The organism is Shewanella electrodiphila, assembly GCF_023283985.1.
Classification (GTDB): domain Bacteria; phylum Pseudomonadota; class Gammaproteobacteria; order Enterobacterales; family Shewanellaceae; genus Shewanella; species Shewanella electrodiphila.
In genome coordinates this window covers 12,175-34,746 of sequence record NZ_JAKIKU010000001.1, presented here as the reverse complement: position 1 = coordinate 34,746, position 22,572 = coordinate 12,175, and the positions used below count along the sequence as shown (strand labels likewise).

Below are 22,572 nucleotides of genomic sequence, written 5' to 3'. Positions count from 1 at the left end.
GCCAAAGCTGTCATTTTTAACCAAGTCTTAACATGCCTAATTAAAACAACAATTACAATAACCCTTTCATTTACCTAACCATTAAAACATTGAATATAAAAATAAATTTCATATTCAATGTACAAATCTCAATTTCAATACTCGCTGAAAAGCCACACTCGAGCACCTTAACGATAAGATCTGAGACACATTCTTAAGTTAAATTTAACATTTGTAATTGATTAAGCTAACTCTTTGCTATATAAAAGATTTAAGATTTTCATCAAGGAGGTTGAAAGTGACTGAATCAGTCAAGTCTGATAAAAAATACGCTACTGCGGTTATTTTATCGGGTATTTTTGGCGTTTTAGGAATTCACCATTTTTATTGTGGCAGAGTTTTACATGGTTTTTTCGATTTAACGTTAGCCATTGTTGGCATTATCCTAATACAGTTTGGAGATGTTACGCTCACCCTCATCGGTGCAGGTCTTATTCTTATTGATGTTATACACACTGTTGTAGTGACATTTATGCTTCTTGTTGGAAGCTACAGAGACGGGAAAGGTAAATTAATTACCTATCCAGGACAAAAAATATAATTAAAGGATTTATTATGTCAGAAGTTCAAACAGCAGAAACACCTGTTCAAATAAGCGAAAAAGGTTTCGTACCAACACTACTTTTATGCTTCTTTTTGGGCTCTTTAGGTGTACACCGCTTTTACACAGGTAAAATCGGTACTGGTATCTTAATGCTACTTACTTTAGGTGGTTTAGGTATTTGGACATTAATCGACTTCATCATGATTGCAGTCGGTAGTTTTAAAGATTCTGAAGGTAACGCGATTAAAGCATCTTAATTGCTAATAAATCACATTACTATTATTAGGCTGTCCGACATATTCGTGGCAGCCTTTTATATTTCTTAAGATACATTGATACTTTTAATCCTTCTCAAAAGCTCAAATCGACTCCCCAATACACTTGCTCCGCATCATTTACAGACTGAGAAACCGCCCCTAGGTTTTGAACTGAAGAAGTATCATTATGCTTCAAATAGCGAAATCCCAATTCAGATGTAAATGCATTACCAAAATCAAACATTAATCCTGTCTGAGCGCCAAATACATAGCAACTACTTGAATCATAGTAAGTTTGGTCTATATCCGTCATTTGAAACTCATGACCGCTTAGCCCTACTGATGCACCAATAAACCAACTCACTTGATTCGATGGCTCTAGAAAAAATAATTTATCATAAGAAATAAGCACACCTTCATGATACGTCATGTCATCAGAGTTAAAAGAATACGTTCCGTATAAGCGACTCGCATCACCAATGTCGACACTATTTCTTATTTGATAATTAATCCCCCGTTCTTCACTGCTAGATAAACCTGAATAAGATGAAGTACTGTGAGTTTGATAACCCACAGTTCCACCAATAATGATATCTGCAGCGTGTGAAAACCCAGGAAGTAAACACATCACAATTACGTTTGTCATCAAAGATAATCGTGCCATTTTGCCTCCTAGCTCAGGGCCTGTTGATCTTTGCCGGTTAAGTTTTGTTCGAAATAAAAGCGTTTTAATCAAGGCGGATGAATTGATGCCTAGTCATCTAAGCACCTTTTATTTACAAAGATGCATTCAACAAAGAGTAAAACGCTTTTAGTCGACCCCTTCGGGCAGCGTTTGTTGGTCATTTTTACTGCGTTATCGACTTTTTATGTAGAATAACTACACCACAAAGTCTCTGCCTTGTATAAATGACCAACAATTCGCTGCAAAAACAACCTTGAAAGTTCAACAGGCCCTAGTAATAAGTACTTTATTATTTACCAAACTAAGCTAAGAAAAATGCTGCCAAGCTCAAATTTTCACCTAATGAAATACCTATAAGGTAAAATTTTGTTCAATCTGTGATCTGCTTAAAATTCGAACTAATTATTGTTTTGTTATTTCCATTTCTTTTTAAATACAAAAAGGCCGCTTAATAGCGGCCTTTTAAATTGGTTTACTTAAACAGTAAGCGTCTTAAACAGTAAGAGACTTAAATTTATCTTTAGTTAGCGATTTTTAAGTTTGCTTTGTCTGAGATTAGATTCAAATCAAAATCAAACTCATCAACTCGAATCGCTCGCTCACGTTTTAGATTATAGTCTTGTAATTGCTTGTGCTCATCCACTGTAATGACATTAGCTTGAAGTGCATTATCAAGCGTAATTGAGAAGCGAACACCTGCTTTAAATACTCGCTGTTTAAGTGATTTTTTCACTTTTGACAACAGTGGTAAACAAGCCATTTTAGCGAGATAAGCTTGCTCATTAATGTAATTTCCATCACCAGCAACCGGTTTAATCAAGTGTGTTAATTGCTTTTTAAATGCAGTATCAAGCTGAGCTTGCTCTGCTAATTCACGCACCAAATCATCATTCACTTTTACCATTTTACCTGAGTAAGTCATGGTGATTAAACGCATAAACTGACGCGTAGGCTTAGACGGGAAGTTCTCTAAAAATGCCAATATGGCTTCTTCAGCTTTACATAAAGACCAACGAGTCGCGTACTCAAAATACGGTTTTGCTTGGCTACGCTCACCAGCTGACACTTTCTGCTCGTAAAAACGAATCGATGCCATTGCTGCATATAGGTAGCTCATTACGTCACCTAAACGAGCTGACAGCATTTCTGCTTGCTTTAGTTTTCCGCCTAGTACAAGTAGTGAGAAATCAGCATAAACGGCTAATTTTGATGCCAATTTATGTACAGATTTTTCGTAACCTATGACTTCAGGTAATGATGATTGCGCAGGTGCGGTAAAGGGTAAAAGACCCAATTTAAATGCACGCAAGCTATTACCAACACTGTAACCAATTGTTTGTCTAAAGATACGATTAAAGGTTTTATCAGCATCACTGGCGTCACTATGAATAGACTCAACCATGCTTTGTAAATGTGGATGACAACGCATCACACCTTGACCAAATATCATTAGGTTACGGGTAAGGATGTTGGCACCTTCAACTGTAATCGCAATTGGCTGAGCCACATAACCTGACGCTAAGGTATTTTGTGGACCGCGCTGAATCGCTTTACCCGCTTGAATATCCATAGCTGAATCAAGAATATCACGACCTAACTCTGTCATATGGTATTTGGCAATCGCCGTTACCACTGATGGCTTTAAGCCAAGACCTAAGCCTTCAGTAGTCAATACGCGCATGGCTTCTTGTAGGTAAGTTTTACCTGCGATATCAGCCAGCTTCTCCTGAATACCTTCAAACTTACCAATTGATAAACCAAACTGCTCACGCACTGCTGCATATTCCGCAGAAGACTTAAATGAACACTGACTGACTGATACACCTAATGCAGGTAATGAAATACCACGGCCTGCACCTAAACAGCTAACCAGCATCTGCCAGCCGCGGCCAATTTTCTCTTGACCGCCAATGATGAAGTCCATAGGGATAAACACGTTTTCACCACGAGTCGTACCGTTATAGAAACGACAGCCCATAGGATCATGACGGTTACCAAGTTGTACACCAGGATGTGATTTTGGAATAAGCGCACAAGTAATACCCAGTTGCTCTTTTCCGCCCAACAAGCCTTGTGGATCTTCGACTTTAAATGCAAGCCCAAGTACCGTCGCAATAGGCGCTAGAGTGATATAACGTTTGTCCCATGTCACTGAAAGGCCAAGCACTTCTTTACCTTCGTATTCTCCCATAGTGACGGTACCGATATCAGGAATACCACCAGCATCACTACCAGCTTCTGGGCTAGTCAGTGCAAAACATGGAATTTCTAAACCGTTAGCTAAACGAGGTAACCAGAAGTTACGTTGGTTCTCTAAACCGTAATGCATTAACAATTCGCCAGGACCTAGCGAGTTAGGCACCATTACAGTAACTGCCACTGCAGAACTTTTAGCAGCAATAGTCGCAACGATGGTTGAGTTAGCATAAGGACTAAACTCTAATCCACCGTAAGACTTTGGAATAATCAGCGAGAAAAACTTATTCTCTTTTAGAAAAGTCAGTACATCGTCTGGCAAGTGCTTACCATTTTGAATATCAAAATCATCGACCATTTCAATCAATGTCTGCACAGGGCCATCTAAGAAAGCTTGCTCATCAAGCGATAAGGTTGCATTGGGAATATCACGTAATGCAGCAAAATCAGGAATACCTTGATAAATTGAGCCTTCTAACCAAACATCGCCTGCATCTAATGCTTCTTGTTCAGTCGTTGAAATACTCGGCAATACTTTCTTAAATGTTGTTCTTATGCTCATAGTTCTACACTCATCAGACCAGAATAATAGTGTGCATTACGTCACAAAAATTAAATTAGATCAAATATTCTAATTGGCAAATAAAGCTAATATTTACAGTAACAAAGCCATCGTTAAAAATAATTATTGCCAATTCATGAACTTACACGTGTACGCTGAAGATAAAAATAATTTAAAAATTTATACGCTCGTTTGAATTTTTATAAAAATTGACCAATTAACGAGACTTTTTTATGAAAACAATCTCAAAAAATAGTTTTATAATGCTAACGTTAACGGGACAATATTGTTCAATAACTTAATTGGAAGAGACAAATTATGTGTGGCAGATTGGAGGTCTTACTTGATGGCATGAAAGGACTACTCGATCCACTATTTGACCAGCCATTGAGTATTCAAACAAATCTTGATTTAAGGCCGACAGATCCAGTTACAGTGCTGAGTTCTACAAATGGTGAGCTTATTGCTACTCAGCAAAGTTGGGGGATACAACCTGAATGGTCCAAAAAACTCATCATTAATGCCCAAGCTGAAACTGTCGCAGACAAACCCACATTTGCCGAGGCTTTTAATCAACATCGATGCCTGATCCCATGTAGTGGCTGGTTTGAATGGCGCGATGAAGGCCAAGCGAAAAAGCAAAAGTACCGCTTTTCCCATGCGGCTAATAAACCTTTATTCATGGCTGGTGTCATTTATCCAGATCTCCAACAATTAGTCACTTTAACCATTAAACCTAATGATAAGTGCGCCCAATATCATCACCGCATGCCGCTATTTATCCCCTCAACAGCCATTAGCAGTTGGCTCAACAATACCCCAGAGCAAGTCAGCGATTTGATGCAGCCATTACCAAACGAGTGGATCAAAGTGTCAGCAGCATGAACTCCTGCGTCAACTATATAGTGGTTATGGATTTCATAACCAAGAGTTTCAATGTCTGTGATTTCATGCCTGTAAATTCAAAAGCCCGTAAATTCAAAAGTCTGGAATTTCTAAGCCTGTAATTTCATTGTCTGTAATTTCAACAATAACAATTCGTTCATCTTGGGTTCATCTTAGTGACAATATACTGCACATAAACTGATAATTGATGCTTAGATACAAGCCTCAAAACACATTTTAAAGTTTGAGAATTTTATTAAGCAGATCACAACCTTGAAAATTAACTATGCTAGAAGATGTAAAAAAGTGGCTTTAAGCGCTCTTTTAAGTTTTAATTAACATAAATCAATAAGATGGTATCGTAGGTAAAGTAATTTAAGTTTAAGAGCTCACTCTTCTGCTTAACATTACATTACGAATACTAAATTAAAATGTGCTAACCAATATTCAGTGTCCTTAGTTATAAAGTAACGGATTTATTTGCATTAAGAGATGCGGTCATTGAGTCAGCGCGAATTGCTCAGGTTTAACACCTAGCATGGGCGATAACGCCCCTTAACTGATGATGGAGTTACTATGAAATATTTAGCTATGATTGCTGCACTTATGTTTGCAAGTTCTGCTTTTGCTGTAGATTGTGTTGATTGTCATGAAGCAATCAATGTTGAAGAACATGCTGAAATGGAAGCAAACATCGAAACGTGTAATGATTGTCACAGCTTTGCTGATGCGCACGAATTAGATGCTGATCTACATACACCAGATTTAACAATCACTGAATGTGCTGATTGTCACGGTGTAGACTAATACCCTTGGGTATTTAAGTCCTTTAACCTTGATTTAAGCACTGCTTAATGCAGATTGACCATTTACCAGATTTGGCCAAGCTAGTTCACTAAATCAAGCGTTAACCTCTCTGAAAGAGAATAAAAACCAGTTGATCGCTCAGCTGGTTTTTTTATATCTGTAATTTGTTAATACCCTAAAGTCCATATAAAGACCAACACAGTTGGTATTCTTGAGTTAGCTAATCTTTTTATTCATTATAAGGCCTTAGTTATCGCATCTATCGTCGTTTGGGGATCATGGTAATCCAAGGGTAACCCGATATTTTGTCCATTCACTTGCAATACCAATGATGGAAAACCTCTAATCGGTAATTGATGCACAAAATCCAATTCTTTCATAAATGCTTGTGCTATTTCTGCTGACGATAAACGTTCAACAAAAACCGTTTTATCAATACCTACACTTTCTGCTGCTTCAATAAGCGTATCAAGATCTGATGGGTTCTTTGCCTGTAAGTAATAAGCCTGTTGAATCGCAAGCATCATTTCTGACTCAAGAGCAAATTCTCTAGCAACTATACACGCTCGACAAGCTGGATAAGTTGAACGCCTTGGTTGACACTCTTGCCAAAAAGCATGATTAAACTCCGTACCGAGTTGCTGGGCAATTTTATGCCATGTTTGAGCTAAAAACTGCTGCATTTCTGCTGGCATCGGCATATCTGAATCAGGCGCTAAACCACCCACTTTATAGTCAATTGCAAGGGTTGGGAACAGTTCGATTAACTGGGTTTTTAATGCAAGTAAGGTAGGTTTATAGCCCCAACACCAACTGCACATAGGATCATAAACATAAATCAATCTTGCGGAGGCTGTCATCATCAGGTTCTCTCAATCAGCGGGCTTAATTAGGGCTCTTAAACGAGCATATTAACGTGCTAGTTTGCAAAAATTCATCCTTCATATTAACCCATATCACGCTGTTATAACGAATACGTAAGCTATATAAACTCAGATTAATCACAAAAAATCATTATCGCCCCCGACTGCCACTCTGGCTTGCAAGTTATGATTCACGTTATAATTAGCGGCTATATTATTGGAGAGTATCAACATGGCCAGAACTGCGGCTGCATTGCACATTTTAGTTAAACATAGACAGCAAGCTGAAGATTTAATCAAGCAACTAGAAAAAGGCGCTAAGTTTGACGTACTTGCCAAAAAGCACTCTTCATGCCCTTCTGGTAAAAGTGGCGGTAACCTCGGTGAGTTCAAAAAAGGCCAAATGGTGCCTCCGTTCGACAAAGTTTGTTTTACAGGTGAACTCATCACCCCACACCTTGTTAAAACTAAATTCGGTTGGCATGTGATTAAAGTCTTATACCGCACTTAAATTGCACAAATTATTTAAAAGAAATAGTTGAATCTAAGCACTCACACCAATTTAAGGCTGTATCTAGCTTCTATGAATAAAGTTTTTATTATCGGCCTTCCAAGAACAGGTACCACCAGCGTCAGTGTCGCCTTGTTAGAGCATGGTTTTAAGGTTGCACATATTGGGCTAACTAAAAAAGCCTTTGAAGTGGCTGATGTGGTTTCTGATGTGCCTTGTTTTTGTGATTACCCGCAATTAGATAAGATTTTCCCTGGAGCCAAATTCATCTATATCGATCGTCCTATACAGCCTTGGATTAATTCAATTCAAATGCTGCTGACAAAGATGGCGCCTAATCTGGCCGATAAAACAGGTACCTTTCACCCCATTTTGAAGCGGTGTTTTAAGCAGACTTTCGGCGACTTAAGTGCCGACGACTTACTGGACGAGGCTCGCTTAAAGCAATGTTATTTGTCTCATCAGCAAGCTGTATACCGTTACTTTGCTGACAGAGATGATTTACTGACGATTAAGCTTAATGAACCAAATAGCTTACACACTTTATTGCGCTTTATTGGTGTCAGTGACAACGTCATTGCTGACAATAACACTACAGATTTCCCTGTATTAAATGTCGGCAGCCATGTGGCAAGCTGGGGCGAGTATAAACACCCAAACAAAGTAAATACCAATTTAGCAGGTGTTGAACACCGTAAGTTCTTTGATTATCAAAAGTTAGGCTTAATGGGTTAGCAACAAGGCTTGATCAATTAAAAACAAGTCCTCTGCATTATGTAACTCTTGTTAGGTTTGCTATAACTTAATCTTGCATACTTGGCTGTTCGTGAATGCAGGTAATCCCATAAACATCAAAGTCGCAGCAATCAGTGTTATGAAGCGGCCCTTAGCTCTAATGAGAATAAAATGAACTCAAAATCCTTATTTTTTAGCCTATTACTATTAACCCTTACTCCATTAGCATATGCTGCCAGCGTGTTAGAGCTCCCAACAAGTGTCGAAGTTAAAGTGCTCAATGGCCAAGTTTATAGCGGTGATAGAGATATAAAGCTTACTGAAGGTGAAAACCAAATTGTATTTAATTATGTGGTCAACTATCGCGATAATGGCATGCAAACCCAATTTAACTCCAATGCTGTAGTGTTAACGTTTAATGCTCAGAATGACCAATATGAGTTAACGTTGCCAACAATTCGCAATAAAAACGCAGCCAACAAGTTCAATAAAACCCCCAGTATGACTCTCACCAACAAGCAAGGAAGTACTGTTGCTTTTCAAAGTGAAGCTTTGATTAAAGCTGGCTTACAAATTGGTCGTGATTACCCAGAAGAAATGATTGCCTACAATCAAGCTGGCCACATTGCTTCAGTGCCACGTTTCGCACCTGTCGCCCAGGTAGCAGTAGCACCTATTGCCGCAACGGCGGCCTCAGCTCCACCTATCAATCATCCAGCTGAACCTGTCACACCAAACCTTGCCGTTAAACCTAAAACCATTGCTGAAGATCAAGCCGAAATCGGCGAAATGCTTGATTACTGGTATAACAAAGCTAATGATGACACCAAGGCGAAATTTAAAGCCAAAATCAATCAATAAACCTAATTTAAGCCAACTCAAAACAAGTGCAGTTAGCTCAAACTCAGCGATGCAGAGCTAACTGATTCATTTTTATTTGCTTTTATCTGTAAAATTCCAAAAACTACTTTTAACATTTCAATAACCTTGGTTATGATAGGCAGGTCACTCCAATGGGTAATTAAACATGTCAGTCAGCCTTAATAAGGTTTTACAATCCAAGATAACCAAATACACACTTGCCTCGCTGCTTTTGTTTTCTTCAGCCATTATTTTAGCCGTATACTGCGTGTTAAGGCTGAGTATGCCAAGTCTATCCAACACTATTATCAGTGAAGATATTTCAGCACCTGTCACCATTGAGCGTGATACCTTAGGTACAGCAATTATAACGGCTAATAGTCGCATCGATGCCTCTTACGCCATCGGCTACGCCCATAGCCAAGACCGCTTTTTTCAAATGGATTTACTGCGTAGAAACTCAGCGGGCGAACTTTCTGAAATCTTCGGTAAAGCTGCATTAGACCTAGATAAGAGTCGCCGTTTTCATCAACTTAGAAAACGTGCCCAACATATTTTTGAACAACTTCCAGAGCAAGATAAAGCCTCTTTAACGGCATACACAAAAGGCGTTAACCAAGCGCTTGCCGACCAAACGGTATTGTCATTTGAATATCTTTTAACAAATTCATCTCCCCGTGAGTGGCATGAAACAGACAGTTTGTTAGTGATTTACAGCATGTACCTAGATTTGCAAGGCAACACGATCAAACGCGATATGGCATTAACCCAATTACAGCAAGCTTTTGGCAATGATATGCTCGCATTTTTAATCCAGCCTAGTCATCATCAAGCAGCATTAGATAATAGCCAAATAGCGCTTTACCAAGGCAGTATTCCACAACTTGAAGAACAAATTCTCATTAGCGCGATAGATCAAGATATTGAAGAGCCAGTAGAAGTGGGCAGTAATAACTGGGCAGTGACTAGCCAATTAACAGGTACTGGTCGCGCCATGTTATCTGATGACATGCACTTATCTTTTGCTGTGCCGATTATTTGGTATCGCGCTCAACTCAACTACCCTAACACTCATCGCTCAGATGCAGATAAATCAAATAACATAAAGCAAATAACAGGGGTATCTCTGCCTGGCGCACCCGCCATTGTTGTTGGCTCTAACGGAAAGTTAGCTTGGGGCTTTACCAACAGTTATATCGATACTGCAGATTGGATAGAGATCAGCTCAGACACTGAAATAGAACTTGAGTACGAACCCATTGATTTACCCGAAGGCCAAGTTAATTATACCGTTCAAGTATCCAAATATGGCCCTGTCAAAACTGTTGCCGGTATCGACTATGCCTTATCTTGGGTCGGACATACAGATTATGCCGTTAACATGGCATTGTTATCTTTAGAGAATGCACAAAGTGTTGAGCAAGCAACGGAGTTGGCTACACAAATCGGCATTCCTGCGCAAAATATGCTGTTAGCAGATGCTCAAGGGAACGCCGGCTGGAAAATCGCAGGAGCAGTTCCTGCACGTGATAATCCTTCCGATACCGCCCAATCCACTAATGGTTATCAACAAGATAATTGGCAGCAACAACAAGCGGTAATGCCTGAAATGATTAATCCTGACAATAATCGTATCTGGACTGCTAATTCAAGAGTTTTATCCGCTGAAGCGCAATTAAGATATGGCGATGGCGGTTATGCCCTTGGCGCTCGCGCCGCGCAAATCCGCGACAAATTACTGGCTAATAATAACTTTACTGAAGATGATTTTTATCAGTTACAACTGGATAATGAAGCGCGATTTTTAGCGCCTTGGCAGCAATATTTACTTTCGGTGCTCAGTGAGCAACCTGTGTTATTTGCTGAAGATATTAAACACATTTCCAGTTGGGGCGAGTGTGCCTGTGCAGACTCTGTGGGTTATACCCTCGTTAGAAAATTTAGAACTGCGTTAATCGATCAAACCTTTGCCCCTATTGAAACTGAGCTGAAACAGCGTAGTAGTGGCTTATCGGCTATCAAGCGTTATTTAGAAACACCTATGTGGCAAATATTGAACCAGCAACCAGCAACATGGCTACCTAAAAATCATGCTAATTGGCAATCCTTTGCTGTCTCGGCTTATCAAGATTCCACTGCAGCTTTACTTAAAAAACATAGTCCAAAGAAAAAACTAACCGATTTACGCTGGGGCAAGGTCAACCAACTGACCATTCAACATCCCTTTTCGAAACAATTGCCGCAATTAAGTCGTTGGCTAGATATGCCTACAATTGAAGGTTTTGGTGATAGCTTTATGCCTGCTGTACAAGGTAAATCTTTTGGCGCTTCACAACGCTTTATTGTGCAACCTGGGGCTGAGCAAGATGCCATTATGTCGATACCTGGCGGTCAATCAGGTCATCCCTTGTCCCCCTATTACCGCAATGGTTATGAGCAATATGCCAAGCAAAAGCATACGCCTTTATTACCAACTGAAATTGAACATAAATTAGTGATAAACCCTTTCGTGGAAAGTCATTAAAGCAAGTGGCGCTAAACCAACAAGCGCTAAAGTAAATGACAGCAAAGCCAATGACTCATTTTGATTGGCTTTGCTACACCTGCCTTAAACGTTTTTTAAACACTAACCTTTGTCCCACCTTGGTAGAAATGAGCATATCGAAAAGCCACATATGCAACGACCACCGTGGCTATAGTTAACTCTACACCTGCCAGTAACCTAACTTGTTGAACATACTCATCTGCCATGCCAATGCTTTCCATCCAGGTCACCATTTTAAATAATGCAGTGGCACCAATCACCATAGGGAACGTGAAAGCGGCATAACCAGGGCTAAATGGTAATTGCAGTAATTTAAAAAATGCCAGGTAGATTATCGCGGTCATTAACACTGCAATGCCGAACAATAACGCGATAATCACTGGAGAAGGATCCGCAGTCACCGTTAAGTAACCGGCCAAGGATAAACTGGCTGGTGCGGCAAGAATAGCCACTGTCGGTTTAGCAGCATCTGGAATTTCATGGGTAAACATAAGACGATAAATCATCATTGGTAACATAATCGCGTAAGCAAACATACCAAACACTAATGCGAGATGCGCTAAAAAAGCTAAATGAGGGTTACCTGAAAATGAAACGTCAGCAACGATAATCCCAACAGGTGGTACAAACCAACTTGGTACCATGTGATGTAATTCAAAATCCTTAGCGCGGTGATATAAGAAGCTGACTAAAAACACAATATGGAGCACTAAACCTAAGAGCCATAATGCATCGCCAGCGATAGCTGAAAATTGGCCTAACGAGTTAGACACCACCATGGTTGCCATCGCAAAAGTGGGCATGACACTCCCCACCACAGGGTGCGCTAAATCTTGCTTTAAGGTATGAGAATGGATTAGAAATTTAAACGTCAGTACCAATAATAATACGCTAGCTATCGCTGCACTGAGCCATTGACCTACCCCATGTAAATTGGCCAAACTTTCCCAGCTCCAACCTAGGCTTGCGATACCTAACGCCAGCCCTGCCATAGGTGTAGGCGCCATTAATAACCTAAGTTTTGCTTTCTGAATCATAATAACCTCAAGCTAATTATTGCGATTGCTTAGCCTGATATTGCGCTATCAACCGCGAGGAATTGTTTAATTAAGGCCATAATACGCTTGCTATTTGTTTATATATATCCAACAATTTAAAACATGGGTTAATTTAAATTGAACGTATTTGTTATTACTAACCTAATACGGCCCTCAGTACGAATCTCAATACCAACCTCAATAAAAGCCTCAATCCGGATCCAATTAAAATGAGACAACCATGAACCCGCATATTTCTTTTAAACAGTTGAATGTCTTTAGCGCGATCACCCAACATAAGACTCTTACCGCAGCGGCTGAACATTTGTGTCTCTCAAAAGCTGCCGTCAGCATGGGGTTAGCTGAACTTGAAAAGCAGTTAGGACATCCGCTCTTTGATCGAGTGAATAATCGTTTAATACTCAATCAGGAAGGTCATAAACTACTGCCGCTTGCCGATGAGTTAATCAACCGACTTGGCGATATCAGTCTGATGTTTAACGATAAGCAAGTCATGTCTGGGCAGCTGCGTATTGGCAGTAGTGACACTGTAGGTAATCATTTAACCCCCATAATACTCAGTGCTTTCAGGCAGCAATATCACCATGAATCACAAAGTTTGTTCGTATCAAACTCAGCACATATCTGCCAAAAACTGGTGGATTTTGAGCTAGACATTGCCCTGATTGAAGGTGAGCACCATCACCCAGATATTATCGCCATCCCTTTTAGCCAAGATGAGATGTGTGTGATTAGCTCGCCTAATCATCCTTTAGCAGCAAAAAGCATGATTGAGTTAAGCTCATTAGATAACAGTCACTGGGTATTAAGGGAACAAGGTTCTGGCTCAAGGGACTGTTTTATGCAAAATCTGGCGCCTCATATAGGGAATTGGCATACGAGTGTTGAGCTAAATACTACAGAAGCACTGATTAATTCAGTCGCTGCAGGCTTGGGGTTTGGTTGCTTATCTAATATTGCAGCGCAATATGCTTTAGAGAGCCTGCGAGTAAGTAAAATAAATGTACCTGTAGACATGCAAAGAGAGTTTTGGATATTGATCCACAAAGATAAATACCAAAATCCGCTATTAAAGCATTTTATTGAGTTTTGTGTGAAATGGGGAAATACTCAAAAGTAGATTCAATAGAGAAACACATACAACAGGGTGCTTAGGGAAAATGAAGACACAACACATTATTATCTTTGATGGCGTGTGTAACCTATGCAATGGCGCAGTCAACTTCATCATTAAACGTGATCACAAAGATGTGTTTGCTTTTACGCCAATGCAAAGTGAAACCGCGCGAGCGTTAATGACTGAGTATCAATTGGAAAATATTGGATTTGATTCGTTTATTTTAATAAAAGATGGAAAATATTTACTAAGAAGTGATGCCGCGTTAGAGATAACTAAAGATCTGTCAGGGCTTTGGTTTTTATGTAGGGTATTTAAGGTGTTGCCCACTGGGTTTCAGGATTACTTTTACCGTGTTTTAGCTCACAATCGTTACCGTATCTTTGGAAAAAAAGAGACTTGTATGCTTCCTACACCTGAGCTGAAAAGTAAATTTTTAAAATAGTGGCTTTATTAATACTAAGCGACTAAATCTCAAATACTAAATCTCAAATACTAAATCTCAACTACTAAATCTCAACTACTAAATCTCAACTACTAAATCTCAACTACTAAATCTCAGCTAAGTAAACCAAGTTAAATCGCTTACTGAGTTTCAGCGGCTTTAACGGTTACTCGCTCCTGATTCGATAAACGAATTTGAATACCATCAACAGTGGTAATTCGCTGGGCTTCAATGTCTTTTTTACGTACTTGGTAGCTTGCCGACATGGCTTCGATTGGAGAAGATATAGTGACCTCAACAACGGTATTGTCATCATACCAAGTCCAGCCCCAGTAACTTGCAGACGCTAGCATTGACACTGCAATCATGGCGTAAATAACAATACGGCTAAAAAATGGTGAAGCATCAGCTGCAATGTATTTCTCACTGCGAGCCACTTTACTGCTTCTTCCACTGCGTAAATACGCAAAAGCACCGGCTATTACTAAAAGCGTCACTAAAATTTGTGTCAGCACAACATCTTCCACCCGTCATTGATTAAACTCGATTATAACTAATCTAAATTAATTTAACGTTATCTAGCCCACATGACCAGTGCATGATTGAGTTGATAAGCGAATATGCATTGTGCTGGATAACAAAACCTATGATGCCGATTCAGAAATCGTATCTTGAATCAATTGTCTTATTTGATCTGGGTGGTCAAGTGTAGCGTCATGACCGCACTGTTCCACTTGCAGTAACGGGGTATGATAAAACTCCGCTAATGCTTTACTGCATTTAGGGTTCGCCAATTTGTCTTGATTAGCTCCGATAACGCTCACACGGCAATGACCAAACCAAGTGCATTGATAACGTGCGGCGGCGTAAATTTGTCTCGCACCATTAATTATACTGGTGTGCAGTTGACTGCGCATATTGCCCCAGTCGCTAATAACACTTTCGTCATCAGCTTTTGTTACTGTGGTGTAATTGAGAACACAAGACTCAATAAAGCTTAGATTGGCAGCTTTATGTCGATGCCAAATAGAATTGATTAGTGGTCTTAATTGAAAACGCTGATACCAAGGTGACAAGTTACCGGCACTGGAGTTAATCAAAGCCACATGACGTACTTGTTTATGGCGTTGTCTAGCCATCTCTAGAGCAATCATGCCACCCATCGACACGCCAATGATCACTAACTCTCGGCTAAACTCTGGATTATCGTTAAGCCCTTTATCAATTTGCTGCCAAATGTCATCGCTGTAATTACCAATCGTTAAATGACTTGGCTTCGAAGCTAAAGTCCCATTGCCAGTTGCATCAGGGGTTAATACGTCTATTCCTTCATCACGCAGCTGAGCGTCAAAACCATACCAATGACGACTATCTCGCATTAATCCACGTAATAACACCCAAGTTGCCATCAGAATACTCCTTTGCTACGCCTGTGAATTAAGCTGTTGCTATCAAGATGCTTAAGGCTTTTTAGCCCAGTATCGCTCAGCGTCAGCTTGTAAACGCTCAAATTGTGCTTGGTTAATGTTTTCAAGCACATTAGCGTAAGCAGCTTCAATTAAGAACTGCATTAATACCACGTGTCGGCGTAATATTCGATGGTGTCGATGTGTTTTTTGCGGATTAAAATAACCAGAGAAATTAAAAATTTGCCGAGGATTCTTCTTTACCCATGCCCAAGAGCCCATCTCAAGCGTTAATGGAATAAAGGGGTTACTACTGGGGTTTGTTTGAGCAAGATAGTCCCAAATATCACCATGAGTTTGATAAAAATGACTTTGAGGGGCCAGTTTGTAATGACCATGATGTGGGTAACCGCGATCAAATAATTGCTTTAAGTGATAAATATAGCCCATTCCTTCAAAGGGTTTACGCGTATGGGCATACGGAAACCAAATATGGTCTGACAAACCAAAACCTGAATGAGCATCTAAGGCAATAACGCTGGTACTTGAGTCTTGCAATTGGTGAACATAATCCACCAGAACTTGTGTTTCAGCTTCCATTCCCTTCTTGCCCCGATACCACGGCAACTTGTTAGTGAGCCGATGCCCCCCAACTAAAAAGGTCACTTTTTCTTCTGCATCAATAGGGGCATTACGCATTAAGTCAACATAATTACCATTGCTGCGTGAGCCTTGTAAAAAGCCCACAGGGTTTGCGACAGGGACAAATGCTAAACGCACTTCTTTTAGTAATGCTTGTAAATGGCTATCCCAAGAAAGACGATTCAACAAACTGCCTAAAAAAGCTAATACGACTTGAGCACCAATGCGCTCAACCCCATGTACACCTCCGACAAACAACACCGTTGGGCAAGGTGCATCTTGCTTACCAAGTTCAATAGCTGTGACAGATAATGGTTCACCGCGATAATGTAAATCCAATAATGACTGGTGCCGAAATAGACCTTGATACTGAGCAATCAATCTTTTGAGAGTATCAATTTCAAAACTGTGCTCGAAGGAAAACTTTGCCATTCACCTCGTCCATTTCTAACAAATAATGATTAGGCCAGGATATAAATCTAACCCACAAATGAGACAGATTAATGACATAAACAAGCACAGCTTTGATTGACTAAATATTACGTAGGCGCTCGATATTATTGAGTATCAAGCGCTACCGTGTTGCGATTAAGCATGACACGAGCACGAATATGATCGTATGCATAGTTATAAACATAGGCGTAAACAGTGATGAAAACTGTCACACTGATGTCTAGCCAGAATGCCTCTATCAATGAAATCCCTAAAATATAAGCCATTACGGGGATAGTGAGCATTAATAAGCCTGCTTCGAAAAAACCAATATAAATCATTCGCTGAATGACAGTTCTTTGCTCTCGAGGTTCGGTGTAAAACTTATCGAAAATAATATTAAAGATGAAATTCCATCCCATGGCTATTGTCGCAATAGCTATCATAGTTCCTGAAAGGGAGGCTAACGCATAATCAGTAAATATCATCAAACCAATAACTGAACCAATAATGGCAAGAAACTCAAACAACACAGCATGAAATATGCGCTCTACTGTAGACATAACAACCTCAACTTACTTTACACATAGGATTCTGAATTAAATCGAGTTGGATTATGACTTGCATATTCACCTAACAAAAGTTAACAACCATCACTAAAAGTGATAGCTTAATATGACTGTTCCGAAGCGATGCTATACAATGAGGCGATTATTGAATGTACAGTTTAGAGCAACTAAAAATATTCATTACAGTTTGCGATACCGGTTCTTTCTCTGCAGCGGCAAGGAAACTGCAGCGAGCGCAATCAGGCATTAGCCAAGCAATTTCCAATTTAGAAGTGAGTATTAATCAAACCTTATTTGATCGTAGTGGTAATACGCCATCACTGACCAAAGAAGGTGAAGCTTTACTCCCAGCAGTGAAAGCCCTCATGCTGCAACAACTGCATTTTGATCAAAAGATAGCCTCTTTAGAATTACAACATGAACACGAATTGATCATTGCTATCGAAGAAAGCTTAATCAGCCCTGCATTACTGAGCCAATTAGCTAAATTGGCTGATGAGTTCCCGATTACTAATATCGAGATCATCGCAGAATCAACACTGGATATTGGCCAGCTCGTCAGTAACGGTAGTGCTCATATGGGAATAGTTTATGCAGACGGGAAAATCCAAGATCAAGTTGATTTCAGCACCATTGGTTACACTCGATTCATTACACTTGCTGCCCCGAGTCACCCTTTAACCCAAATGCGCCGTATTAAAGACATTGATTTACGTCAGCACAGGCAGGTCGTACTTCGCGCCAACACAGGGCAAGAGCTGTGGTTTAGTTATGGGATAAGCTCACAGCGATGGCATGCCAATAGTCATTATCTTATGAATGAACTGACTCAACAAGGAGTCGGTTGGTCGATTCTACCTGAGGAAATGGTTACACCAGCCATAGAGGAAGGCAAACTCGTCAAGTTAGATGTTGAATACGAGCCCAATGGTTGGATTAATACAATTGACTGTTTAACGAGTCGAAGATTACATCTTGGGCCTGTATTTCTTCGAGCGAGGGCCATTATTGAGCAATATATGCAAACCCAAAATGACAACAACATTTTTATTATGAAAAAGTAATGAGCTAATTAATGCACTGCCCCAAACTTCTGTTGGTTACATTAAAGTGGAATAAAGCTGAATGGCCCTGCGACATCTTGTCGCAGTTTAGGATATTCTAATTGTGTCACCACTAAATAACACAGAGCATTAACATACGATTCTTCAATAAAAACATAATATGAAGCTAAATTTATCTGAGTACTCTTTGTTATCTGCTTTACCTGTTGCCGCGCTAAGTACCCTCTTCCACTGTAACGCTCAAGCTGATGAGATCATTGAAGTGATTAACATCAGCGGTTCAGTGGCCACGCCTATCATGCTTGTTAGCCCCAAAGATATCTCGCCAACTGTTGATATTGCGCAAGCGGTTAAAGCATTACCAGGAGCTGCAGTGAATGCTAATGGGCCTTTAACCGGTATGGTTCAATATCGTGGCCTGTCTGGCGATCGTGTTAATAGTAAAATTGATGGTGCCAGTCTTGCTAGCGCAGGGCCTAATGCCATGGATACACCGCTAAGTTATCCCAGTATTAGCATGACTGAGCGAGTTGAGCTTTATCGTGGTATTGCACCTGTATCATCGGGTATTGATACATTAGGTGGCAGTGTAAACGTGATTCAAACTCAGGTTCAATTTGAGCAACACTCAGCGGAACTAGCAGGTCAATATCAAACCAATGGTGCTCGCACAGCCATTAGCGGTAAAGCTAATCTCGCTAATGATAGTCACGGTATTCTCGTCTTTGCAGATGATATGCACGGCAATGACAATAGCGAAACCGGTAATGGCAATGAAATTTCACCCACCACTTATGACAAGCAAGTTTTTGGCGGTCAATATCGATTTAACCTTGCGGATAATACCCGTCAAAATGAGTCCATAGGCATTAACTATCTGCATAGTGAAACCACAGATGCAGGCACACCCGCATTACCAATGGACATTGATTTCATTCGTACTGATAGAGTTAAATTCGATGGTATACACACACTCAATGATTGGGAAATTAACTGGCATCTGGCATACAGCGACGCCCGTCATGGTATGGATAACTTTTCTGAACGCAATTTAATGCCATCTATGGGCGCACGTTACAACAACGCTGATAGCACTAGTTATGATGCCCACTTTTCAATAAGTAACGAGCAATGGCAATGGGGAGTAGACAGCCAGTTAAGTGAACATGACTCTGTGATTACCAATCCTGAAAATCCAATGTTTTTAGTCGATAATTTTTCTGGCGTCAGTGATGATAAATACAGCGCCTTTGTGCAGTGGCAGCAGGCCTTTAATGCTTGGCATTGGGAGCTTGGAGCTCGGGTTAAATATTACCAATCCGATGCAGAGCAAGTCAGTCACTCTATGGCGATGATAATGCCTGCAGTTAATCTGTTGATGCAAAGGTTTAATAACGCCGATCGCGCGCAATCAGAAACCGGCATTGATGCAGTAATTAATGGCCGTTATCAAGTGAGTCCTGAGCTTAGTTGGATTATGGGTTTTGCACATAAGCAGTCACCTGCCAGTTATCAGCAACGCTATTTGTGGGTCCCCATGCAGTCAACGGGTGGTTTAGCTGATGGGCGCACTTATGTCGGTGATGTGTCATTAGCATTAGAAACCGCTTATCAGTTTGAACTTGGTGCTGATTATCACGCAGATAAACTCACGATTAGCCCACGGGTTTTCTATCATCAAATTGATGATTACATTCAAGGCATTCCTTCCACTGATCCTGCGGTGATTATGGCTGCGGCAATGATGGGCGACAGTAACCCAATGCAATTTGCCAACGTTGATGCAGCCCTAATGGGCATAGATATCAACGCCAATTATCAACTCAATGATGAATTTTCTTTTGATATGTTAGCGAACTACATCAGCGGCGAACGTAAAGACATTGATGATAATCTCTACCGTATTGCGCCACCTAAAATATTGCTAGGCATAAACTATCAACACAATGGCTGGCGTGCACGCATGGAAGCTGTGGGATTCAGTGCACAAAACAATGTCTCAAGCACCCAGTTAGAGCAAACGACATCAGGCTATGGCTTGTTCAATGCTTCAGTGGGTTATGACGCTGATACTTGGGGGCTTCAAGCGGGTGTAGATAATCTATTTGATACTGAATATGAGGATCACTTAGCGGGATATAACCGTGTTATGGGAGGCGATTTAATGCCAGGCGAGCGTATGCCTGGTGTCGGGCTACAAGCTTGGGTAACGGGCGAGTATCGTTTTTAAGCACAGGGTTATTAGCTTAGGGTTATTAGCACAGTGTTATTAGCTTAGGGTTATTAGCTTAGGGTTATTAGCACAGTGTTATTAGCTTAGGGTTATTAGCACAGTGTTATTAGCTTAGTGTTATTAGCTTAGGGTTATTAGCTTAGGGTTAAGCTCCTGCTAACTCAAGGTATCATGAACATTAAGGCCTCATTGAATGAGGCTTTAATGTTGGATGAGAGCGTAGATATGAGTTTTGGCGCGATTTAGGCTGGACGATTATCTGCTATCGGTTTTTTAAGTAACTTACGTTGTAGCGTGCGTCGATGCATACCTAATAACCTCGCGGTTTCTGACACATTGCCATTATTGTTAGCAAGCACTTGTTGGATGTGTTCCCACTCCAGACGTTTTGGGCTAATAGGCTGTTCTGTAAACGCTACAGAAAGGTCTTCATCTTCTATTTCAATGCTCAACGCATTGAGTAAGGTTTGCGTATCCACAGGTTTAGCTAAATAGTTATCTGCACCGAGCCTTATCGCCTCTACTGCGGTTGCGATGCTGGCATAACCTGTCAGCAGTACCAACTTAACCTTGGGTAATAACCCCCTCAATGGCTTAATCAACGTAAGGCCATTTTGCTCAGCAATCTTCATATCCAATAAAATATGACTAGGATTAAACTGTCTGGCCATTAATAAGCCTTCACTAGCATCATTACACTGCGCGCATTCAAACCCTTGCTTAGTCAATCGCCTTGCTAACGCTGCTGACAGCGCTAAGTCATCTTCTATGATTAACAATTTATTCATCATAATTTGCTGGCAACATCACAGATGCGATAGTGCCTCCTTGGTTATGGCGTGACAAACTTAATTGACCACCTAAACGTTCAAAACTTGCATGACTAAGTAACACACCTATGCCCATGCCTTTTGGATTAGTAACCACATTATTACCCAGTTCAGACAACTCTTTTGCATTCATGCCTTTGCCGAAATCACGAATATTGAAACATAATTGTCCAGAGTCACCTGAAGTCACTGATAAAGTCACCTGCGCTTTTTGGATGTTTTCTAAACTGGCTCTCGCGCCATTTTCAATTAAGGCCAGTAACGCTGGCAACAAGCTGGTATCAGCATTCACTGCGGGATAAGCAGTTAAAGTATCGATTTCAATGGTGAGCTCAGTTTCAGGCATAAGTAATTGCACTTGCTCATGTAAGTTACTCACTAGTTTATCGACTTTTTGAGGGTAAGCTTTTTGCTGACGAATGGATTCGGTGGCCAATCTTAAATCGGCTAAAGTGGTTTCGCATCGAGTTAAAGCTTGTTGCATTTCAGGCTCGATGTCTTTTGCTGTGCCATCTTCAACAAGTTCATCGACTAGCAACCTTAAGGTGGATAAAGGCGTCGCCATTTGGTGTGCCATTTGCGCAGAGACGGTGCCTAAAGCTAACAGTTTTTCTTGACGTAATTGCGCTTCACGTAAATAGCTTAGTTGGGCATTTTTTTGTCTCACCCGCTTTGCAATATAACCAACCGTAATCGTGAGTACCAAGGCCGAAATAACAAAGTTAAACCACATACCAAGGTAGTGTGAACTCATATCCATGCCATGATGACGAATCCGATTTTCTGGCATAGTCAACATCATCAGGGTGTATAAACTGGTCGAAAGAAAGGTCAGTATCCACGGTGCCCAGCGCGGAAGTGTTACCGCACCAATAGCGACAGGTAATAACAGCAGTGATACAAAGGCGTTAGTTGCCCCACCGGTGTAAAAAAGCCAAGTAGACCAAAACAGAATATCAACGATCAGTGTTATTAATAAAATAGATGGGGTATTAATACATTGAAACCGATAGCGATAACAAAAAGCCACATACACAGCTTCAAGGAACAAGACATAACTCAGTTCATTGGGCGGACGAGTTAAATCGAATAACTCTATACCAAATAAAATCAGCCCGAGTTTTAATAGCAGGTTGAGTAGCCTTAGGAATGCCAATTGCTCTTTATTGCTGTTCAAACTTCCTACTATATGACCTGTTTTTGACAACATGGATTAGAAATGCCCTTTTCAACTTTCTTAGTTTGAGTCATACATTTAATCATGAACTCTATTAGAAAAACGCTAC

General features: G+C 40.4%; 22 protein-coding genes. 12 read left to right on the top strand and 10 right to left on the bottom strand.

Features of this window, described 5'->3' with window-relative positions; translation table 11 throughout:
- Positions 1 to 277 precede the first annotated feature (277 nt).
- Positions 278 to 580, top strand: coding sequence for an NINE protein (locus L2737_RS00145; RefSeq protein WP_102528112.1), 303 nt, complete (start codon positions 278 to 280; stop codon positions 578 to 580).
- 14 nt (positions 581 to 594) lie between these two features.
- Positions 595 to 840 carry a TM2 domain-containing protein gene (locus tag L2737_RS00140; RefSeq protein ID WP_248954378.1) on the top strand — a complete coding sequence of 82 codons (246 nt, stop codon included), beginning with the start codon at positions 595 to 597 and terminating at the stop codon, positions 838 to 840.
- A 94-nt stretch (positions 841 to 934) separates the two neighbouring features.
- Here L2737_RS00140 and L2737_RS00135 read toward each other — a convergent pair whose 3' ends face one another.
- Both L2737_RS00135 and L2737_RS00130 read right to left on the bottom strand, forming a co-directional pair.
- On the bottom strand, positions 935 to 1,504 hold the full coding sequence (locus L2737_RS00135; protein WP_248954377.1) for a hypothetical protein: 570 nt from the start codon (positions 1,502 to 1,504) through the stop codon (positions 935 to 937).
- A 541-nt stretch (positions 1,505 to 2,045) separates the two neighbouring features.
- Entirely contained in the window at positions 2,046 to 4,283 is a 2,238-nt protein-coding gene (locus L2737_RS00130; RefSeq protein ID WP_248954376.1) for an acyl-CoA dehydrogenase, read from the bottom strand.
- A 318-nt stretch (positions 4,284 to 4,601) separates the two neighbouring features.
- Between L2737_RS00130 and L2737_RS00125 the strand changes: the two genes are divergently transcribed.
- Together L2737_RS00125 and L2737_RS00120 are read left to right on the top strand one after the other, a co-directional pair.
- A complete protein-coding gene (locus L2737_RS00125; RefSeq protein WP_248954375.1) occupies positions 4,602 to 5,168 on the top strand; it encodes an SOS response-associated peptidase in 567 nt (188 codons plus the stop codon).
- A 576-nt stretch (positions 5,169 to 5,744) separates the two neighbouring features.
- Positions 5,745 to 5,975, top strand: coding sequence for a cytochrome c3 family protein (locus L2737_RS00120; RefSeq protein WP_102528117.1), 231 nt, complete (start codon positions 5,745 to 5,747; stop codon positions 5,973 to 5,975).
- 236 nt (positions 5,976 to 6,211) lie between these two features.
- Here L2737_RS00120 and L2737_RS00115 read toward each other — a convergent pair whose 3' ends face one another.
- On the bottom strand, positions 6,212 to 6,838 hold the full coding sequence (locus tag L2737_RS00115; protein ID WP_248954374.1) for a DsbA family protein: 627 nt from the start codon (positions 6,836 to 6,838) through the stop codon (positions 6,212 to 6,214).
- A 232-nt stretch (positions 6,839 to 7,070) separates the two neighbouring features.
- On the opposite strand from L2737_RS00115, the gene L2737_RS00110 reads away from it, so the two are divergent.
- From L2737_RS00110 to L2737_RS00095, 4 genes are all read left to right on the top strand, one after another.
- A complete protein-coding gene (locus tag L2737_RS00110; RefSeq protein WP_102528118.1) occupies positions 7,071 to 7,349 on the top strand; it encodes a peptidylprolyl isomerase in 279 nt (92 codons plus the stop codon).
- 72 nt (positions 7,350 to 7,421) lie between these two features.
- Entirely contained in the window at positions 7,422 to 8,084 is a 663-nt protein-coding gene (locus L2737_RS00105) for a sulfotransferase family protein (protein WP_248954373.1), read from the top strand.
- A 171-nt stretch (positions 8,085 to 8,255) separates the two neighbouring features.
- Positions 8,256 to 8,945 (top strand): YccT family protein, encoded by a 690-nt coding sequence (locus tag L2737_RS00100; protein WP_248954372.1) that lies wholly within the window; start codon positions 8,256 to 8,258, stop codon positions 8,943 to 8,945.
- A 283-nt stretch (positions 8,946 to 9,228) separates the two neighbouring features.
- Positions 9,229 to 11,469, top strand: coding sequence for a penicillin acylase family protein (locus tag L2737_RS00095; protein WP_346349181.1), 2,241 nt, complete (start codon positions 9,229 to 9,231; stop codon positions 11,467 to 11,469).
- 95 nt (positions 11,470 to 11,564) lie between these two features.
- Here L2737_RS00095 and L2737_RS00090 read toward each other — a convergent pair whose 3' ends face one another.
- Positions 11,565 to 12,527 (bottom strand): TDT family transporter, encoded by a 963-nt coding sequence (locus L2737_RS00090; RefSeq protein WP_248954370.1) that lies wholly within the window; start codon positions 12,525 to 12,527, stop codon positions 11,565 to 11,567.
- Positions 12,528 to 12,768: 241 nt separating this feature from the next.
- Between L2737_RS00090 and L2737_RS00085 the strand changes: the two genes are divergently transcribed.
- Together L2737_RS00085 and L2737_RS00080 are read left to right on the top strand one after the other, a co-directional pair.
- Positions 12,769 to 13,668 (top strand): LysR substrate-binding domain-containing protein, encoded by a 900-nt coding sequence (locus L2737_RS00085; protein ID WP_229370676.1) that lies wholly within the window; start codon positions 12,769 to 12,771, stop codon positions 13,666 to 13,668.
- Between the two features lie 40 nt (positions 13,669 to 13,708).
- Complete coding sequence (locus tag L2737_RS00080; protein WP_248954369.1) at positions 13,709 to 14,110, top strand: thiol-disulfide oxidoreductase DCC family protein; 402 nt, start codon at positions 13,709 to 13,711, stop codon at positions 14,108 to 14,110.
- A 140-nt stretch (positions 14,111 to 14,250) separates the two neighbouring features.
- Here L2737_RS00080 and L2737_RS00075 read toward each other — a convergent pair whose 3' ends face one another.
- From L2737_RS00075 to L2737_RS00060, 4 genes are all read right to left on the bottom strand, one after another.
- Positions 14,251 to 14,625, bottom strand: a complete 375-nt coding sequence (locus tag L2737_RS00075; RefSeq protein WP_248954368.1) for a hypothetical protein — start codon at positions 14,623 to 14,625, stop codon at positions 14,251 to 14,253.
- Positions 14,626 to 14,754: 129 nt separating this feature from the next.
- The gene (locus tag L2737_RS00070) at positions 14,755 to 15,519 is read right to left on the bottom strand and encodes an alpha/beta fold hydrolase (RefSeq protein WP_248954367.1); all 765 of its coding nucleotides are present in this window, start codon (positions 15,517 to 15,519) and stop codon (positions 14,755 to 14,757) included.
- Positions 15,520 to 15,570: 51 nt separating this feature from the next.
- On the bottom strand, positions 15,571 to 16,590 hold the full coding sequence (locus L2737_RS00065; protein ID WP_248954366.1) for a M14 family zinc carboxypeptidase: 1,020 nt from the start codon (positions 16,588 to 16,590) through the stop codon (positions 15,571 to 15,573).
- A gap of 125 nt (positions 16,591 to 16,715) precedes the next feature.
- The gene (locus L2737_RS00060; RefSeq protein ID WP_248954365.1) at positions 16,716 to 17,153 is read right to left on the bottom strand and encodes a PACE efflux transporter; all 438 of its coding nucleotides are present in this window, start codon (positions 17,151 to 17,153) and stop codon (positions 16,716 to 16,718) included.
- A 155-nt stretch (positions 17,154 to 17,308) separates the two neighbouring features.
- Here L2737_RS00060 and L2737_RS00055 point away from each other — a divergent pair, with 155 nt between their 5' ends.
- Together L2737_RS00055 and L2737_RS00050 are read left to right on the top strand one after the other, a co-directional pair.
- Entirely contained in the window at positions 17,309 to 18,223 is a 915-nt protein-coding gene (locus tag L2737_RS00055; RefSeq protein ID WP_248954364.1) for a LysR family transcriptional regulator, read from the top strand.
- A 160-nt stretch (positions 18,224 to 18,383) separates the two neighbouring features.
- On the top strand, positions 18,384 to 20,453 hold the full coding sequence (locus tag L2737_RS00050; RefSeq protein ID WP_248954363.1) for a TonB-dependent receptor: 2,070 nt from the start codon (positions 18,384 to 18,386) through the stop codon (positions 20,451 to 20,453).
- Between the two features lie 245 nt (positions 20,454 to 20,698).
- On the opposite strand, the gene L2737_RS00045 is transcribed toward L2737_RS00050, so the two are convergent.
- Together L2737_RS00045 and L2737_RS00040 are read right to left on the bottom strand one after the other, a co-directional pair.
- A complete protein-coding gene (locus L2737_RS00045; RefSeq protein ID WP_102528145.1) occupies positions 20,699 to 21,244 on the bottom strand; it encodes a response regulator transcription factor in 546 nt (181 codons plus the stop codon).
- Positions 21,237 to 22,496 (bottom strand): sensor histidine kinase, encoded by a 1,260-nt coding sequence (locus L2737_RS00040; RefSeq protein WP_248954362.1) that lies wholly within the window; start codon positions 22,494 to 22,496, stop codon positions 21,237 to 21,239. The genes L2737_RS00045 and L2737_RS00040 overlap by 8 nt, the downstream gene beginning before the upstream one ends.
- Positions 22,497 to 22,572: the final 76 nt, after the last annotated feature.

Excerpts from the sequence above, each read along its gene's own strand:
- L2737_RS00140 (WP_248954378.1), top strand. The coding sequence starts at position 595 with ATGTCAGAAGTTCAAACAGCAGAAACACCTGTTCAAATAAGCGAAAAA.
- L2737_RS00135 (WP_248954377.1), bottom strand. The coding sequence starts at position 1,504 with ATGGCACGATTATCTTTGATGACAAACGTAATTGTGATGTGTTTACTT.
- L2737_RS00130 (WP_248954376.1), bottom strand. The coding sequence starts at position 4,283 with ATGAGCATAAGAACAACATTTAAGAAAGTATTGCCGAGTATTTCAACG.
- L2737_RS00125 (WP_248954375.1), top strand. The coding sequence starts at position 4,602 with ATGTGTGGCAGATTGGAGGTCTTACTTGATGGCATGAAAGGACTACTC.
- L2737_RS00120 (WP_102528117.1), top strand. The coding sequence starts at position 5,745 with ATGAAATATTTAGCTATGATTGCTGCACTTATGTTTGCAAGTTCTGCT.
- L2737_RS00115 (WP_248954374.1), bottom strand. The coding sequence starts at position 6,838 with ATGATGACAGCCTCCGCAAGATTGATTTATGTTTATGATCCTATGTGC.
- L2737_RS00110 (WP_102528118.1), top strand. The coding sequence starts at position 7,071 with ATGGCCAGAACTGCGGCTGCATTGCACATTTTAGTTAAACATAGACAG.
- L2737_RS00105 (WP_248954373.1), top strand. The coding sequence starts at position 7,422 with ATGAATAAAGTTTTTATTATCGGCCTTCCAAGAACAGGTACCACCAGC.
- L2737_RS00100 (WP_248954372.1), top strand. The coding sequence starts at position 8,256 with ATGAACTCAAAATCCTTATTTTTTAGCCTATTACTATTAACCCTTACT.
- L2737_RS00095 (WP_346349181.1), top strand. The coding sequence starts at position 9,229 with ATGCCAAGTCTATCCAACACTATTATCAGTGAAGATATTTCAGCACCT.
- L2737_RS00090 (WP_248954370.1), bottom strand. The coding sequence starts at position 12,527 with ATGATTCAGAAAGCAAAACTTAGGTTATTAATGGCGCCTACACCTATG.
- L2737_RS00085 (WP_229370676.1), top strand. The coding sequence starts at position 12,769 with ATGAACCCGCATATTTCTTTTAAACAGTTGAATGTCTTTAGCGCGATC.
- L2737_RS00080 (WP_248954369.1), top strand. The coding sequence starts at position 13,709 with ATGAAGACACAACACATTATTATCTTTGATGGCGTGTGTAACCTATGC.
- L2737_RS00070 (WP_248954367.1), bottom strand. The coding sequence starts at position 15,519 with ATGGCAACTTGGGTGTTATTACGTGGATTAATGCGAGATAGTCGTCAT.
- L2737_RS00065 (WP_248954366.1), bottom strand. The coding sequence starts at position 16,590 with ATGGCAAAGTTTTCCTTCGAGCACAGTTTTGAAATTGATACTCTCAAA.
- L2737_RS00060 (WP_248954365.1), bottom strand. The coding sequence starts at position 17,153 with ATGTCTACAGTAGAGCGCATATTTCATGCTGTGTTGTTTGAGTTTCTT.
- L2737_RS00055 (WP_248954364.1), top strand. The coding sequence starts at position 17,309 with ATGTACAGTTTAGAGCAACTAAAAATATTCATTACAGTTTGCGATACC.
- L2737_RS00050 (WP_248954363.1), top strand. The coding sequence starts at position 18,384 with ATGAAGCTAAATTTATCTGAGTACTCTTTGTTATCTGCTTTACCTGTT.
- L2737_RS00045 (WP_102528145.1), bottom strand. The coding sequence starts at position 21,244 with ATGAATAAATTGTTAATCATAGAAGATGACTTAGCGCTGTCAGCAGCG.
- L2737_RS00040 (WP_248954362.1), bottom strand. The coding sequence starts at position 22,496 with ATGTTGTCAAAAACAGGTCATATAGTAGGAAGTTTGAACAGCAATAAA.